At 47.4% G+C, this 14432-nt stretch carries 17 protein-coding genes; all 17 read left to right on the top strand.

What is annotated here, in order from left to right:
* Positions 1-4: 4 nt before the first annotated feature.
* The 17 genes from JQC93_RS07795 to JQC93_RS07715 all read left to right on the top strand — a co-directional run bounded on the left by JQC93_RS07795 (position 5) and on the right by JQC93_RS07715 (position 14432).
* Positions 5-892, top strand: a complete 888-nt coding sequence (locus JQC93_RS07795) for a MinD/ParA family protein (RefSeq protein ID WP_205157891.1) — start codon at positions 5-7, stop codon at positions 890-892.
* Positions 885-1619 carry an RNA polymerase sigma factor FliA gene (locus JQC93_RS07790; protein ID WP_205158040.1) on the top strand — a complete coding sequence of 245 codons (735 nt, stop codon included), beginning with the start codon at positions 885-887 and terminating at the stop codon, positions 1617-1619. The genes JQC93_RS07795 and JQC93_RS07790 overlap by 8 nt, the downstream gene beginning before the upstream one ends.
* A gap of 40 nt (positions 1620-1659) precedes the next feature.
* Positions 1660-2028 (top strand): chemotaxis response regulator CheY, encoded by a 369-nt coding sequence (gene cheY, locus JQC93_RS07785; protein ID WP_236009391.1) that lies wholly within the window; start codon positions 1660-1662, stop codon positions 2026-2028.
* Positions 2029-2068: 40 nt separating this feature from the next.
* A complete protein-coding gene (locus JQC93_RS07780; protein ID WP_205157889.1) occupies positions 2069-2788 on the top strand; it encodes a protein phosphatase CheZ in 720 nt (239 codons plus the stop codon).
* 9 nt (positions 2789-2797) lie between these two features.
* Positions 2798-4963, top strand: a complete 2166-nt coding sequence (locus tag JQC93_RS07775; RefSeq protein WP_205157888.1) for a chemotaxis protein CheA — start codon at positions 2798-2800, stop codon at positions 4961-4963.
* A gap of 28 nt (positions 4964-4991) precedes the next feature.
* Complete coding sequence (locus tag JQC93_RS07770) at positions 4992-6086, top strand: protein-glutamate methylesterase/protein-glutamine glutaminase (protein ID WP_205157887.1); 1095 nt, start codon at positions 4992-4994, stop codon at positions 6084-6086.
* A gap of 3 nt (positions 6087-6089) precedes the next feature.
* Positions 6090-6872, top strand: a complete 783-nt coding sequence (locus JQC93_RS07765) for a ParA family protein (protein ID WP_205157886.1) — start codon at positions 6090-6092, stop codon at positions 6870-6872.
* Complete coding sequence (locus JQC93_RS07760) at positions 6859-7941, top strand: chemotaxis protein CheW (RefSeq protein WP_205157885.1); 1083 nt, start codon at positions 6859-6861, stop codon at positions 7939-7941. The genes JQC93_RS07765 and JQC93_RS07760 overlap by 14 nt, the downstream gene beginning before the upstream one ends.
* 10 nt (positions 7942-7951) lie before the next feature.
* Positions 7952-8446 carry a chemotaxis protein CheW gene (locus JQC93_RS07755; protein ID WP_205157884.1) on the top strand — a complete coding sequence of 165 codons (495 nt, stop codon included), beginning with the start codon at positions 7952-7954 and terminating at the stop codon, positions 8444-8446.
* Complete coding sequence (locus tag JQC93_RS07750; RefSeq protein WP_328833517.1) at positions 8446-8973, top strand: DUF2802 domain-containing protein; 528 nt, start codon at positions 8446-8448, stop codon at positions 8971-8973. The genes JQC93_RS07755 and JQC93_RS07750 overlap by 1 nt, the downstream gene beginning before the upstream one ends.
* 157 nt (positions 8974-9130) lie before the next feature.
* The gene (gene ccmA, locus JQC93_RS07745) at positions 9131-9745 is read left to right on the top strand and encodes a cytochrome c biogenesis heme-transporting ATPase CcmA (protein WP_205157882.1); all 615 of its coding nucleotides are present in this window, start codon (positions 9131-9133) and stop codon (positions 9743-9745) included.
* Between the two features lie 7 nt (positions 9746-9752).
* The gene (gene ccmB, locus JQC93_RS07740; protein WP_205157881.1) at positions 9753-10421 is read left to right on the top strand and encodes a heme exporter protein CcmB; all 669 of its coding nucleotides are present in this window, start codon (positions 9753-9755) and stop codon (positions 10419-10421) included.
* 21 nt (positions 10422-10442) lie between these two features.
* Positions 10443-11204 (top strand): heme ABC transporter permease, encoded by a 762-nt coding sequence (locus tag JQC93_RS07735; protein WP_084887166.1) that lies wholly within the window; start codon positions 10443-10445, stop codon positions 11202-11204.
* A gap of 2 nt (positions 11205-11206) precedes the next feature.
* Positions 11207-11413, top strand: coding sequence for a heme exporter protein CcmD (ccmD, locus tag JQC93_RS07730; RefSeq protein WP_205157880.1), 207 nt, complete (start codon positions 11207-11209; stop codon positions 11411-11413).
* Positions 11410-11889 carry a cytochrome c maturation protein CcmE gene (gene ccmE / locus JQC93_RS07725; protein WP_205157879.1) on the top strand — a complete coding sequence of 160 codons (480 nt, stop codon included), beginning with the start codon at positions 11410-11412 and terminating at the stop codon, positions 11887-11889. The genes ccmD and ccmE overlap by 4 nt, the downstream gene beginning before the upstream one ends.
* Entirely contained in the window at positions 11889-13877 is a 1989-nt protein-coding gene (locus JQC93_RS07720) for a heme lyase CcmF/NrfE family subunit (protein ID WP_205157878.1), read from the top strand. The genes ccmE and JQC93_RS07720 overlap by 1 nt, the downstream gene beginning before the upstream one ends.
* Positions 13878-14432, top strand: a complete 555-nt coding sequence (locus tag JQC93_RS07715) for a DsbE family thiol:disulfide interchange protein (protein WP_205157877.1) — start codon at positions 13878-13880, stop codon at positions 14430-14432.

The following is a 14432-nucleotide window of genomic DNA, read 5'->3' as shown; positions in this document are numbered from 1 at the left end:
TACGATGATAGAGAATATGTTACAAGATCAAGCAAGTGGATTACGTCGGCTGACCAAACCGTCATTGACTAAGGTAATTGCCGTTACAGGTGGTAAAGGCGGTGTGGGTAAAACCAACGTCACACTTGGATTGGCCATTTCCATGGCACGTCAAGGCAAGAAAGTATTGGTACTCGATGCAGACCTTGGGTTAGCGAATGTAGATGTGATGCTTGGCATCCGAGCTAGACGCAATCTGGGGCATGTATTAGCAGGCGAATGTACGTTGCAAGAGGCCATTGTTGAAGGGCCACATGGTATCCGGGTTATTCCTGCCACCTCGGGCACTCAAAGTATGACGGAGTTAACACCTCAACAACACGCAGGGTTGATTCGTGCCTTTGGCAGTCTCGAAGAAGACATGGATGTGTTGCTAATCGATACGGCAGCTGGTATATCTGACATGGTCGTCAGTTTCGCCCGCGCAGCACAAGATGTTGTTGTGGTGGTATGTGATGAACCGACGTCAATTACCGATGCCTACGCACTGATTAAACTGCTAAGTCGAGAGCACCACGTTCAACGATTTAAAGTCGTGGCCAATATGGTGCGAAGCTACCGTGAAGGGCGAGAGCTGTTTGCCAAGCTGACTTTAGTGACCGAGCGTTTTTTAAACGTGACGTTAGAGCTGGTGGCTTGTGTGCCATTGGATGATAAAGTCAGACAGTCAGTGAAACGGCAGAAAATTGTCGTCGATGCGTATCCGCGTTCACCAGCGGCACTGGCGATCAGTTCATTGGCGAATAAAGCCTTAACCTGGCCGATACCGAAAGCGCCAAGCGGTCACTTAGAGTTTTTTGTCGAGCGTTTGCTAAACAATCGAGAAATTGTAGGGGAGTCTTATGTTGAATAAAGCTCTTACTTACGATTCCAAAGTTAACGCGAATAGCCAGCAAGAATTTATGCAGCGCTATTCCGATTTGGTTAAACGGATCGCGCACCATTTAATGGGGCGCCTACCACCTAGCGTGTTGGTGGATGATTTAATTCAAGCCGGAATGATCGGCTTGATAGAAGCGCAGCAGAATTATGATGGCAGCAAAGGGGCAAGCTTTGAAACCTATGCTGGCATTCGTATTCGTGGTGCGATGTTAGACGAAATTCGTCGTGGAGATTGGGTGCCTCGTTCGGTACATAAGAACAACCGAACGATCAATACCGCGATTAGCGAGCTTGAAACTAAGCTCAATCGCGATCCAAATGATATTGAAATCGCTGAGCACTTAGGTATGACCATGAGTCAATACCATAGCGCGTTAAACGATATCAACTGTTCTCGTTTGGTCGGAATGGAAGATTTAGGGATATCAGAAGATGCGATATCTCCTATTGAAGAGGAAGAAGACAACGCACCGTTTCAGGGTGTTGCTGACGAATCATTCCGTAAAGCATTGATCGAGTCGATAGAAACGTTGCCAGAGCGCGAAGCATTGATGCTTTCTCTGTACTACGACGAAGAGTTAAATTTAAAAGAAATTGGGGAAATTTTGGGTGTCAGCGAATCTCGCGTCAGCCAAATTCACAGCCAAGCCATGCAGCGTTTACGTGCCAAATTAAGCGCGTGGACGCAAAACGAGTAAATCGCTCTCTTATTCACTGGAGGATATTTTGGATAAGAACATGAAAATCCTAATTGTTGATGACTTTTCAACAATGCGCCGAATTGTAAAGAACCTACTGCGCGATCTGGGTTTCAACAATACACAAGAAGCAGACGATGGTCTGACAGCTCTACCCATGCTGAAAAAGGGCGATTTCGACTTTGTCGTGACCGACTGGAATATGCCGGGTATGCAAGGAATCGATCTTCTAAAGAACATCCGCTCGGATGATTCATTGAAGCATTTACCCGTACTGATGATCACCGCGGAAGCAAAACGCGAGCAGATTATTGAAGCTGCACAGGCGGGTGTAAACGGTTATATCGTCAAGCCATTTACTGCAGGCACTCTCAAAGAGAAGCTAGACAAAATTTTCGAGCGCCTCTAAAGGCCGCTTCACGGAAGAGTAATTACCAAGGACTGCGTTGATGGTTTCACTACAAGATGCCCAACAGTTGGTTGCCCTTTTAGAAAGTGGCGAACAGCAGCAAGCCGATCAGCTCTTTGAGCAGATGGCGACAGGGCCTACAAATCCCATGCTTCAGCAGGTAGGCGAGCTCACTCGCGACCTGCATGACTCACTCAAGCAATTTAATATTGAACAGCGAATGAGTGAGATCGCAATTGATGAAATTCCTGAAGCGCGCGATAGACTGCAATATGTGTTGGATAAGACAGAAGATGCAGCCAACAAGACCATGGATGCGGTTGACGCTTCCTTGCCTATCGCCGACCAACTCAATGAAAAGCTCACGCAGATTCGTCCAAAGTGGAACGATTTAATGCATGGACGCATTGAACTTAATGAATTTAAAACCCTCTGCCACAGCATCGACGCGCTACTCGTTAGCATCGAAGGTGACAGTGTGGAACTCCGCAGCCAGCTTACCCATATCTTGATGGCGCAAGACTTTCAAGATTTGACCGGCCAAATCATCCGAAGAGTGATCACCCTGGTAGGCGAAGTAGAAGAACGTTTGGTCGATATTCTCACCGCATTTGGTGTGGAAGAGGCCACAGAATCGACTAAAACAGCTAAAGAAAAATGTGTAGAGGCCGAAGGTCCTATTATAGACGCGGAAAACCGCGATGACGCTGTTTCGTCTCAAGATGATGTCGATGACTTGTTAGCAAGTCTCGGATTCTAGGGGTATTGTATGAGTTATGATGTAGATGAAGATATTCTTCAGGACTTCCTTGTTGAAGCAGGAGAAATTCTTGAGCTTCTTTCAGAGCAACTGATTGAGCTTGAAAATGATCCGGATAACAAAGAACTTCTGAATGCTATTTTCCGTGGGTTCCACACCGTTAAAGGTGGAGCAGGATTTTTATCGCTTGTCGAACTAGTCGACGCTTGCCATGGTGCAGAAAACGTATTTGATATTTTACGAAATGGTCAACGTTCGGTCACGCCAGAGCTGATGGACACTATTTTACAGTCGCTAGATGCTGTAAATGTTATGTTTGAGGCGGTTCAAAATGGTGAGTCTTTGACTCCTGCTGATCCAGCGCTTCTCGAAGAGCTGCACCGTTTGTGTAAACCTGAAAGCGAAGAGCCGGCTAAGGCTGTAGTAGCACCAGAGCCAGTCAGCGTGCCAGAGCCAGCCAGCCTTGTTTCTACGGGAAGTATTGATGCAGGCTCAGTGGATGAAATTTCTGAAGATGAGTTTGAAAAACTATTGGATCAATTGCATGGTGCAGGCGGCAGTCCTACTGCTACAACGCCAAGCAATGTGACACAGATAGAACCTAAAGCGCCAGCAGCATCAAGTGATGATATTACCGATGATGAGTTTGAAAACTTACTCGATGAATTACACGGTGTAGGCGGAAGCCCTACTACAAATGATGCCGCTCCCGCAGCTCCGGTTGCTGCCGCACCAAAAAGCTTTGGTAGCGACGAAGATCTGATGACTGACGATGAATTTGAGAAAATTCTCGACCAGCTTCATGGATCTGGCAAAGGTCCAACGCTCGAAGAACTCGATGCTGCGACTAAACCGGCTGCGGCTAACCCTGCACCGACGCCTGTCACACCAAAAGCCCAACAGGCTGCGCCAGCACCTAAAGCTGCTGAGCCCAAAGCAGTCGCTAAACCGGCGCCAGCAAAAGCAGCGGGTAAAGAAAAGACAAAACCTCAAGCAGAATCGTCTGTACGCGTCGATACCTCAACCTTAGACACCATTATGAACATGGTCGGAGAGCTGGTACTGGTGAGAAACCGACTGGTTAGCTTGGGCTTGAACAGCGCTGACGAAGAGATGTCTAAAGCGGTGTCTAACCTTGATGTCGTCACAGCGGATCTGCAAGGCGCGGTAATGAAGACGCGCATGCAACCTATTAAGAAGGTGTTCGGTCGATTCCCACGTGTTGTTCGAGATTTGGCGCGTAACCTAAATAAAGACATCGTGCTGGAAATGCGCGGTGAAGAGACAGACCTGGATAAAAACTTAGTCGAAGCGCTTGCTGATCCATTGATTCACTTAGTGCGAAACTCTGTGGACCACGGTATTGAAATGCCGGATAAGCGTGCCAAAGTTGGTAAGTCTCGAACCGGTAAAGTAATTTTATCGGCGTCTCAAGAAGGTGACCATATCGAGCTGTCTATTGTAGACGACGGTGGCGGTATGGATGCGGATAAGCTACGTGATATCGCGGTAAACCGAGGTCTCATGGATACGGATGCGGCATCTCGCTTAACCAACAAAGAGTGTTTTAACCTTATTTTCGCACCGGGTTTCTCAACCAAAGAGAAGATTTCAGATATTTCTGGACGTGGTGTCGGTATGGACGTGGTTAAGACCGCCATTAATACACTCAACGGTTCGATTGATATTGATTCCGAACTGGGTAAAGGCACCAAGATCACCATCAAAGTTCCACTGACGTTAGCGATACTACCGACCCTAATGGTCGGCGTTGCGAACCAACCTTTTGCTTTGCCACTGGGTAGCGTTAATGAAATTTTCCATCTTGATTTAAGTAAGACCAATACTGTGGATGGTCAATTGACCATTATTGTTCGAGAAAAATCGATCCCACTGTTCTACTTACAAGATTGGTTATGTCCAAATGAATCAAGAGACGCAAGTAAGCGTGGTCTTGGGCATGTCGTTATCGTGCAGCTTGGCAGTCAACGTGTCGGGTTTGTTGTTGACGCGTTAATCGGTCAAGAAGAAGTGGTGATTAAACCGCTGGATGCTTTATTACAAGGAACACCAGGCATGGCAGGGGCAACCATTACTAGTGATGGACACATCGCACTGATTTTGGATGTACCTAACTTGCTGAAACGTTACGCTACGCGCTCACGAGCTTACTAAAGCGTAACCTGGAGGATAAAAGGAAGTTATGGGGTTAAAAGTACTGGTCGTAGATGATTCGAGTTTCTTTCGTCGACGTGTAAGTGAAATCATTAATGGCCACCCGCAACTGGAAGTGATCGATGTCGCAGTAAATGGTAAAGAAGCCGTGGAGAAAGCGGCTTCTCTGAAGCCTGATGTGATCACCATGGACATCGAAATGCCGGTAATGGACGGAATTACTGCTGTGAAAAAAATCATGGCAGCAAATCCAACACCCATTTTGATGTTCTCGTCGCTGACACACGATGGTGCAAAAGCTACGTTGGAAGCCTTAGATGCTGGCGCATTGGACTTTTTACCTAAAAAGTTTGAAGACATTGCTAAAAACAAAGATGAAGCGGTTGCGCTGTTGCAAAATCGCGTCGTTGAAATCGCGCGTAAACGTCGGTTTATGCGACGCCCAGCACCTTCTGCGGCACCTATTCGAACTGCCAGTTCAGCCTTAACTGAAGACGCAAAACCTGCGCCAGTTGCGCGCCAAGTTGGGTTTAGAGCGAGCGGTAAGAAGTATCAGTTGACCGCAATTGGCACCTCGACAGGTGGGCCTGTTGCCCTGCAAAAAGTGTTAACCGCTTTGCCCGCGCATTACCCACACCCGATCTTATTAATTCAGCATATGCCTGCGACTTTTACGTCAGCATTTGCTGCACGTCTCAATACACTGTGCAAGATTCAGGTGTGTGAAGCTCAAGATGGTGACGCCCTAAAACCAGGTGTGGCTTACTTAGCACCAGGTGGTAAGCAGATGATGGTCGATGGACGCAGCGGCTCAGCGCGCGTTCGCATCATTGATGGTGGCGATCGCATGAACTATAAGCCTTGTGTCGATGTCACTTTCGCATCGGCGGCAAAAGTGTACCAAGACAAAGTATTGTCAATGGTGTTAACCGGCATGGGAGCAGATGGGCGCGATGGTGCAAAACTGCTTAAAAATGCGGGTTCCACAGTTTGGGCACAAGATGAAGCCAGTTGTGTCGTGTATGGTATGCCGCAAGCGGTAGCCAAAGCAGGGATTTCGAGTGAAGATTTGCCGCTAGAACGAATCTCTGAACGCATCCTTGTTGAGCTGGGGATGAAGTAACCGATGATAGTGTGGAGCATTGCGAACCAAAAAGGTGGGGTGGGCAAAACGACCACAACCATTAGCTTAGCTGGATTACTGGCTAAAAAAGGGCATCGAGTGCTAGTGATCGATACGGATCCCCATGCGTCATTATCTACCTACCTTGGCGTTGACAGTGATGAGGTGACTCATTCGTTGTTTAATCTTTTTCAGCAATCAAGCACATCTCGTGATGCGGTTCGTAGCGTCATTCAAAAAAGCGAAATAGAGAACATCGACCTAATTCCAGCGCACATGTCTTTAGCTACATTGGATCGTGTGATGGGGTCTAAAAGTGGATTAGGTTTAGTGGTCAAAAAAGCGTTGAGCTCAATTAGAGACGATTACGACTACGTATTGATCGACTGCCCACCTATTTTAGGGGTGATGATGGTTAATGCTTTGGCGGCAAGCTCACGCATACTCATTCCTGTACAGACCGAGTTTTTGGCGATGAAAGGGCTGGAGCGTATGACGCGCACACTCGCGATTATGCAAAAATCCAAAAAGCGCGGATTTAACGTGACGATTGTTCCAACCATGTATGACAAGCGTACGCGAGCATCCTTACAGACGCTCAATCAGCTTAAGCAAGATTACCCAACGCAAGTATGGCCGTCGGCGATTCCTATTGATACCAAGTTTAGAGACGCAAGCTTAAGACGGCTGCCCATTTCTCATTGCGCTCCGGGAAGCCGAGGTGTATTCGCTTATAAGCAGTTGCTTATATATTTAGACAGGTTGGTTCAAAATGACCAGCACTAATTCAACGCCTGAATATGCCAGCGCCGACGAGGTGTTGAGCGACTACTTTGACGCTCTATTAATCGAAGAGCCAGAGGTGGAAACTCAAGCCAGTGCTGCTGTGGATGAAGTGGACGATGCACTTAATACATTGAGTCATGATGACTTTGTTGTATCAACACCAATCGATACGGCCATACTGCCAGAGCCAGAGCCAGAGCCAGAGCCAGAGCCAGAGCCAGAGCCAGAGCCAGAGCCAGAGCCGAAATCTTATTACCCCGTAGTGGAAGTTCCGCTATTGGAGGACGTACAAAAACTATTTGATCAGCTCAATCAAAAAAATGTGGCCGATGAGCCCGAAATTGAGTCGATTATAGAACGCAATACGGTTAATATAGCCAGGGCGGAAACAACAGCGGTTGTGCAAGTTGAAACGACGATCGTTGAAACGCCTCAAGCTGAAATTGCTCAACCCGTCACACCGGTTGTAGAGGTTGCAGAGGTTGAGCCGAGTGTTGAAGTTGTGACAGACACCACTCAAGATACTCAGTCGCTGGCCGATACAGAATCAAAGCCTGATTTTTCGCACGCAGGGCCCCAGTGGCAAAGTGGAGAGCGAGAAGGTGAGTTTCAAGTGCTCTATTTCGAAGTGGCCGATGTGCTATTCGCAGTGCCACTTGAAGAGCTGGGCGGGATACACCGCTTAGAAACACTGAGTCATCTCATTGGCCGTCCAAATTGGTATTTAGGGCTGCAATCAACCCGCGAACTGAAAATCGACGTGGTTGATACTGCTCTGTGGGCTATGGAAGATAGGTTGAGTGGTACTGAGCACCAGTCCAACTACGAATACATTATTATGCTAGACCAAAGCAAATGGGGATTGGCGTCAAATGCACTGAAAGGAACCGAATCGCTTCCTACTACTTCAGTCAATTGGCGCTCACAACCGGGTAAACGACCTTGGTTAGCGGGTATGGTGAAAAAGAAAATGTGCGCACTTATTCACGTAAGTGCAATGATTGAAATGCTCGATTCGGGTGTTTCTATGTCAATGTTAAAGAATCAGAAAGTCGTCGGTAACGTATAAGGAGATATCAATGTCTCAGACAGCAGAACTGGAAGTGAGAAAAGACCAGGTAAACGATGAGGTATTGCAATGGGTGACCTTCCAACTGGAAGACGAAACCTATGGCATTAATGTAATGCAAGTGCGTGAAGTACTGCGTTACTCAGAAATTGCACCCGTACCGGGCGCGCCAGACTATGTTCTGGGCATTATAAACCTTCGTGGTAACGTAGTAACGGTCATCGATACACGCTCTCGCTTTGGATTGATGCAAGGTGAAATTACCGACAATACGCGTATTATCGTGATTGAATCAGACAGCCAAGTGATTGGTATTCTTGTCGATAGCGTTGCTGAAGTGGTTTACTTGCGTTCTTCTGAAATCGACACCACACCAAGCGTGGGTACGGATGAAAGTGCTAAGTTCATTCAAGGCGTCAGCAATCGCGATGGTAAGTTGCTTATTTTGGTGGATCTTAATAAACTGCTTTCAGACGATGAATGGGAAGAAATGGCTCACTTGTAATGCCAATCAGCATAGATTCACAATTAATTCCTTATGTAGCTGCATTAGCAGCTACATTGCTATTTTTAGCGCTGCTCTGGATACGAGCAAAGCGTGCGGCTAATCTTGCCGCAAAAAAACAGCAAGACCGATTATCAAGGCAAGAAAAAGATCTCGCGACAGTGAATAAACAGTTGCTAGAGGTCCGTTCTGTGGTGATAGGTTTAGGGCAAAAAGTGTCTGAACAACAAGATACCATTCAAATTCTCAACGATAGAATTCGAGAAATTGAGAATAACGATAACGACGGAAGACTGTACTCACGCGCCTCGAAGATGGTTAAGTTGGGTGCTGACGTGAACGAGCTTATTCAAGAATGTGAGCTTCCAAAAGCGGAAGCAGAGCTGATGATGTCGTTACAAAATAAAATTGCCAGCAAACAAGAAGACCGCTCGCCGCAGCGTGCTCCAACTCGCCGTGCGCAAGCCCCACGCTCAGAGAGCGCCCAACCGTCCGGTTATCCACCAAGACGTCCTCTAAAACGTTAATTTCTCTGCATAAACGAACCACGAACACAACCTCGATCGCACTTTTTTAACAGAAGTGCCAACGTACGCTACATTTCGCCATTTGCAGTCGTCTCAACCCTTCTTAGGCACAACTGCAATGTGGTAGACTGACGAAAATTTTACAATCCTGGTACCCATGCTTACCGTCCAACAAGTCACCGCCATTCGTGATGATCGCGTATTGTTCGCTCAATTGTCGTTTGAAGCCAAATCTGGGGATCTCATCCAGATTGAAGGCCGCAATGGGACAGGTAAAACTACCTTGTTGCGAATTATTGCCGGACTCGGTGATAAAGAAGAAGGTGACATCTTATGGCAAGGAACGGATGTTGAGCGTGACCGGGATACGTTCCATCAAAACTTGCTGTTCCTTGGGCATCAAACTGGGGTTAAAAAAGATCTCAGTGGACTCGAAAATCTGCAATTTTATCAGTCGGTATTCGGTCTTAGTCATAACAGGCAAACTCTTTTTGACGCGTTAGCGCAAGTGGGGCTTGCAGGTCGTGAAGATATTCCTGTTTCGCAATTGTCTGCGGGGCAGCAGCGCCGTGTTGCGTTAGCTCGGTTGTGGCTAACTAATCAAAAATTGTGGATATTGGATGAACCGCTGACCGCGATTGACAAACAAGGTGTCAAAGTGTTGGAGTCATTGTTTCTCTCGCACGCTAACCAAGGTGGGATAGTGCTGTTAACCACTCACCAAGACATGTTCATCGATAATCCAAAACTGCGAAAGATTACTCTGGGGTAAAGAACGGATGCTACGTACCATGCTCGCCATTATTCGACGGGAGCTATTGATTGCATATCGGCGTCAAGCGGATGTGTTAAACCCACTGTGGTTTTTCATAATCGTGATCACTCTGTTTCCGCTGAGTATTGGACCTGAGCCAAACCTTCTTGCTCGTATTGCACCGGGTATTGTGTGGGTCGCTGCGTTGTTGTCTGCGTTATTGTCTTTAGAGAGACTGTTTCGCGACGACTACAACGACGGCGCACTTGAGCAAATGATGTTAATGCCCATTCCACTTCCGCTTGTGGCGATGTCGAAAGTACTCGCTCACTGGCTGCTAACTGGTTTGCCTTTAATCATTATCAGCCCACTGCTTGCAGTGTTATTATCACTGTCATTCGATGCATGGTTGGCAGTGGTTGTGACACTGCTTTTAGGGACGCCGACACTTAGTTTTATTGGTGCAATCGGCGTCGCTCTGACGGTAGGGCTACAAAAAGGAGGAGTTCTTCTGAGTCTTTTAGTACTGCCTCTTTATATCCCAATATTAATTTTTGCAACGTCCGCGATTGATGCCGCAACGCTAGGAATGGCGTATAACGGTCAAGCGGCAGTGCTTGGCGCTTTTTTAGTGGGCGCAATGACTTTAACTCCATTCGCTATTTCGGCTTCACTCCGAGTCAGCGTAAATTAGTGATTCATAGGAATTTTTGACATGTGGAAATGGTTACATCCCTACGCCAAATCAGAAACAGCTTATCAGCTTTGCAACCGGTTACTGCCGTGGTTTGCGGTTTTGACACTGCTAACGTTAGGGACGGGAACGGTGTGGGGGCTCTTTTTTGCGCCGTCGGATTATCAGCAAGGCGAAAGTTTTCGCATGATCTATGTGCACGTACCGTCCGCAATTTGGTCGATGGGCGTCTACATGTCGATGGCCATCGCAGCATTTATTGGTCTGGTATGGCAACTAAAACTCTCTAACATGGCAGCATTGGCAATGGCGCCAATCGGCGCAGTGTATACCTTTATTGCACTTATGACGGGAGCCATTTGGGGCAAACCTATGTGGGGCACTTGGTGGGTTTGGGATGCTCGTCTAACCTCAGAACTTATTCTACTGTTCTTGTACTTGGGTGTAATTGCCCTGTATCACGCCTTCGATGACCAAAAAACGGCCGCTAAAGCAGCCGGTATCTTAGCCATCGTTGGGGTGATTAACTTGCCAATCATTCATTTCTCTGTTGAATGGTGGAATACTCTTCATCAGGGTGCGACCATCACTAAATTTGAAAAACCGTCCATTGCACCCAATATGCTGTGGCCGTTATTGCTGAATATATTGGGCTTTGGTTTCTTTTTTGGGTCGGTGATGTTGATCCGATTCAAGAACCAAATACTTCAAAAAGAATCGCACCGTCCATGGGTACAAGCCTTGGCAGAATCTGAAACCACCACAGCGCAAAAAGGAGCATAGTGATGCAGTTTGAATCATTCGGTGATATTTTCGCTATGGGGGGTTACGCAAAGTACGTGTGGAGCGGATTTGCAGTGACATTTTTATCGATGTTTGCGCTTTTGATCGCAAGTCGGAACGATACCAAGAAAATTTTGAACGAAGTGAATAAGAAAAAACACCGCCAAGCACGCATAGACGCGGCAAAGAATAGGGAGAACACGCTATGAATCCAAGACGTAAAAAGCGCATGGGGTTAATTTTTGCCATCGTACTCGGAGTGGGTTTAACTGTGGGTCTCATGATTTACGCGCTAAACCAAAATATGGACCTATTTTATACTCCAACTGAACTGGTAAACGGTAAATCAGATGGTTCTAAGCCAGAAGTAGGCCAGCGTCTACGTATAGGCGGCATGGTGGTAGAAGGCTCTGTATCCCGCGATCCTAATTCGTTACAAGTCAGCTTTGATTTGGCCGATGTAGGCCCTAAAGTCAAAATCGTTTATGAGGGCATCTTGCCCGACCTATTTCGTGAAGGGCAAGGTATTGTTGCACAAGGTGTTTTGACAAGCCCAACCTCTATTGAAGCCTTCGAAGTACTGGCAAAGCACGATGAAGAGTACATGCCACCTGAAGTGGCTGAAGCAATGAATGTGATCCATGAACCTTTGACATACACAGACGAACAGTTGGAATCTAAATAATGGTCGCTGAATTAGGTCATTTTGCGCTGATAATCTCACTAGGGTTAGCGCTGCTTCTCAGTGTGCTTCCTATGTGGGGTGCTCATAAGAACAATGTACAGCTGATGCACACTGCGAGACCACTCGCGTGGGGTATGTTTTTGCTGCTGTTGTTGTCATTCGTGATTTTATGTTGGTCGTTCTATGTGAACGACTTCACCGTTCAATATGTCGCGACGAACTCTAACTCTAAACTGCCGTGGTACTACCGTATAACCGCAGTATGGGGTGCGCACGAGGGATCGCTGCTACTGTGGGTGTTAATACAAGCCGGCTGGACCGTTGCGGTAGCGTCATTTAGCCGCGGAATGCCAAACGAATCGGTCGCTAGAGTTCTTGGGGTTATGGGGATCATTACCGTAGGATTCCTACTGTTTATCATCGTGACATCAAACCCGTTTGATCGAACACTGCCGTTTTTCCCAGTGGATGGTCGAGACCTCAACCCACTGTTGCAAGATCCCGGACTCATTATTCACCCACCGATGCTTTATATGGGCTACGTGGGCTTCTCGGTTGCGTTTGCCTTTGCGATTGCGTCACTAATGACGGGTCGATTGGATACTGCGTGGGCGCGTTGGTCACGCCCGTGGACGACAGCTGCTTGGGTCTTTTTGACACTGGGTATTGCGCTAGGTTCTTGGTGGGCGTATTACGAACTTGGCTGGGGCGGCTGGTGGTTCTGGGATCCAGTAGAGAATGCGTCATTCATGCCATGGCTTGCTGGTACTGCACTTATGCACTCATTAGCGGTGACAGAAAAGCGCGGAACCTTTAAAGCTTGGACTGTATTGCTTGCCATTTCAGCGTTCTCGTTAAGTTTACTAGGGACATTCCTGGTTCGCTCAGGGATATTGGTCTCGGTTCATGCCTTCGCCTCAGATCCAGAGCGCGGCTTGTTCATTCTTGGATTCCTCATCGTGGTGATTGGAGGCAGCCTATTGCTGTTTGCGTTGAAGGGCGCATCAGTGAGGGTTAGGGGTAACTTCGATCTCGTGTCCCGAGAAAACGGCTTACTCGCGAATAATATTTTACTAATCGCCGCGTTGGTTGTGGTGTTAGTCGGCACCTTGTTGCCGTTGGTTCATAAACAAATTGGCCTAGGGTCAGTCTCGATTGGGGCGCCGTTCTTCAACACGTTGTTTGCATGGTTGATGATTCCATTTTCGGCGCTGCTCGGTGTGGGTCCTCTGCTGCGTTGGAAACGAGATTCACTCAGTGCCCTGTATAAACCAATGGCCATTGCTGCAACAGCCTCGTTGATCTTGGCCGCGGCATCTACATTGCTACTTGCAGACAGCTTCAAAGTGATGGCGTTTGTCGGATGGGTGATGGCTTGGTGGATCATATTGATGCACGGCTATGAGCTTCATCAACGTGCTACGCACCGCCACTCGTTCGCGGTTGGGGTGAGAAAACTCCCTCGAAGCCACTGGGCAATGATGACTGCACACATCGGTTTAGCGATTACGGTTATCGGTGTTGCGATGGTGCAAAACTACAGTATCGAGAAAGACGTTCGTTTAGCGCCTGGTGAAAATTTTGTGCTAGAAGAGTACAACTTCTACTTCAAAGGAGTGCGCGATAATGACGGACCTAACTACGACGGTTACATTGCTGATTTTGAAATTACTAAAGACGGAAAGTTCATCAACGAACTGCATGCCGAAAAACGATTCTACGTGACTGCGCGCTCAATGATGACCGAAGCAGCCATCGATCGTGGCATTACCCGTGACCTGTATATCGCAATGGGTGAGCAACTCGGTGACGGTCGTTCGTGGGCGGTACGTATTTATTACAAACCGTTTGTACGTTGGATTTGGGCTGGATCATTGTTTATGGCCATAGGTGGCGGTCTTGCCATTAGCGATAAGCGATACCGGCTGAAAAAGAACAGTGCTGCTGAGTCTAAAAAGGCTCATGACGCGACCAAGCAGGAGGCATAAATGAATCGTAAGTTACTTTTTATCCCTCTTGGCCTGTTTATGGTGTTTGCGGTTGTGGCGCTGATTGCGCTTAACCGCAATGCTCAAGGTGACGATCCTACCAAGCTCGAGTCAGTTCTCATTGGTCATCCGGTACCGGAGTTTCGTCTAGAGGATCTCGTCGACCCAACTAAGCGTTACGACAGAGACATCTTTGTTGGTGAACCTTTGCTGCTTAACGTATGGGCGACTTGGTGCCCAACGTGTTATGCAGAACACCAATACCTTAACCAGTTAGCGTCTCAAGGCGTTAAGATCATTGGGCTCAACTATAAAGACGAACGCAATAAAGCAGTCGGTTGGCTTAATGACCTAGGTAACCCTTATCTCATCAGTCTATTTGATGGAGATGGTATGTTAGGCCTTGATCTTGGGGTCTACGGTGCGCCGGAAACCTTCATTATCGATGCGAATGGTGTGGTGCAATACCGCCATGTCGGCGATGTAAACCCAAACAACTGGGCAAGCACTTTAGAGCCACTGTACAACCAATTACTTGCGGAGGCGAAGCAGTAG

Source organism: Vibrio ulleungensis (genome assembly GCF_016900875.1).
Classification (GTDB): Bacteria; Pseudomonadota; Gammaproteobacteria; order Enterobacterales; family Vibrionaceae; genus Vibrio; species Vibrio ulleungensis.
This window is presented reverse-complemented; position numbering and strand designations above follow the sequence as displayed.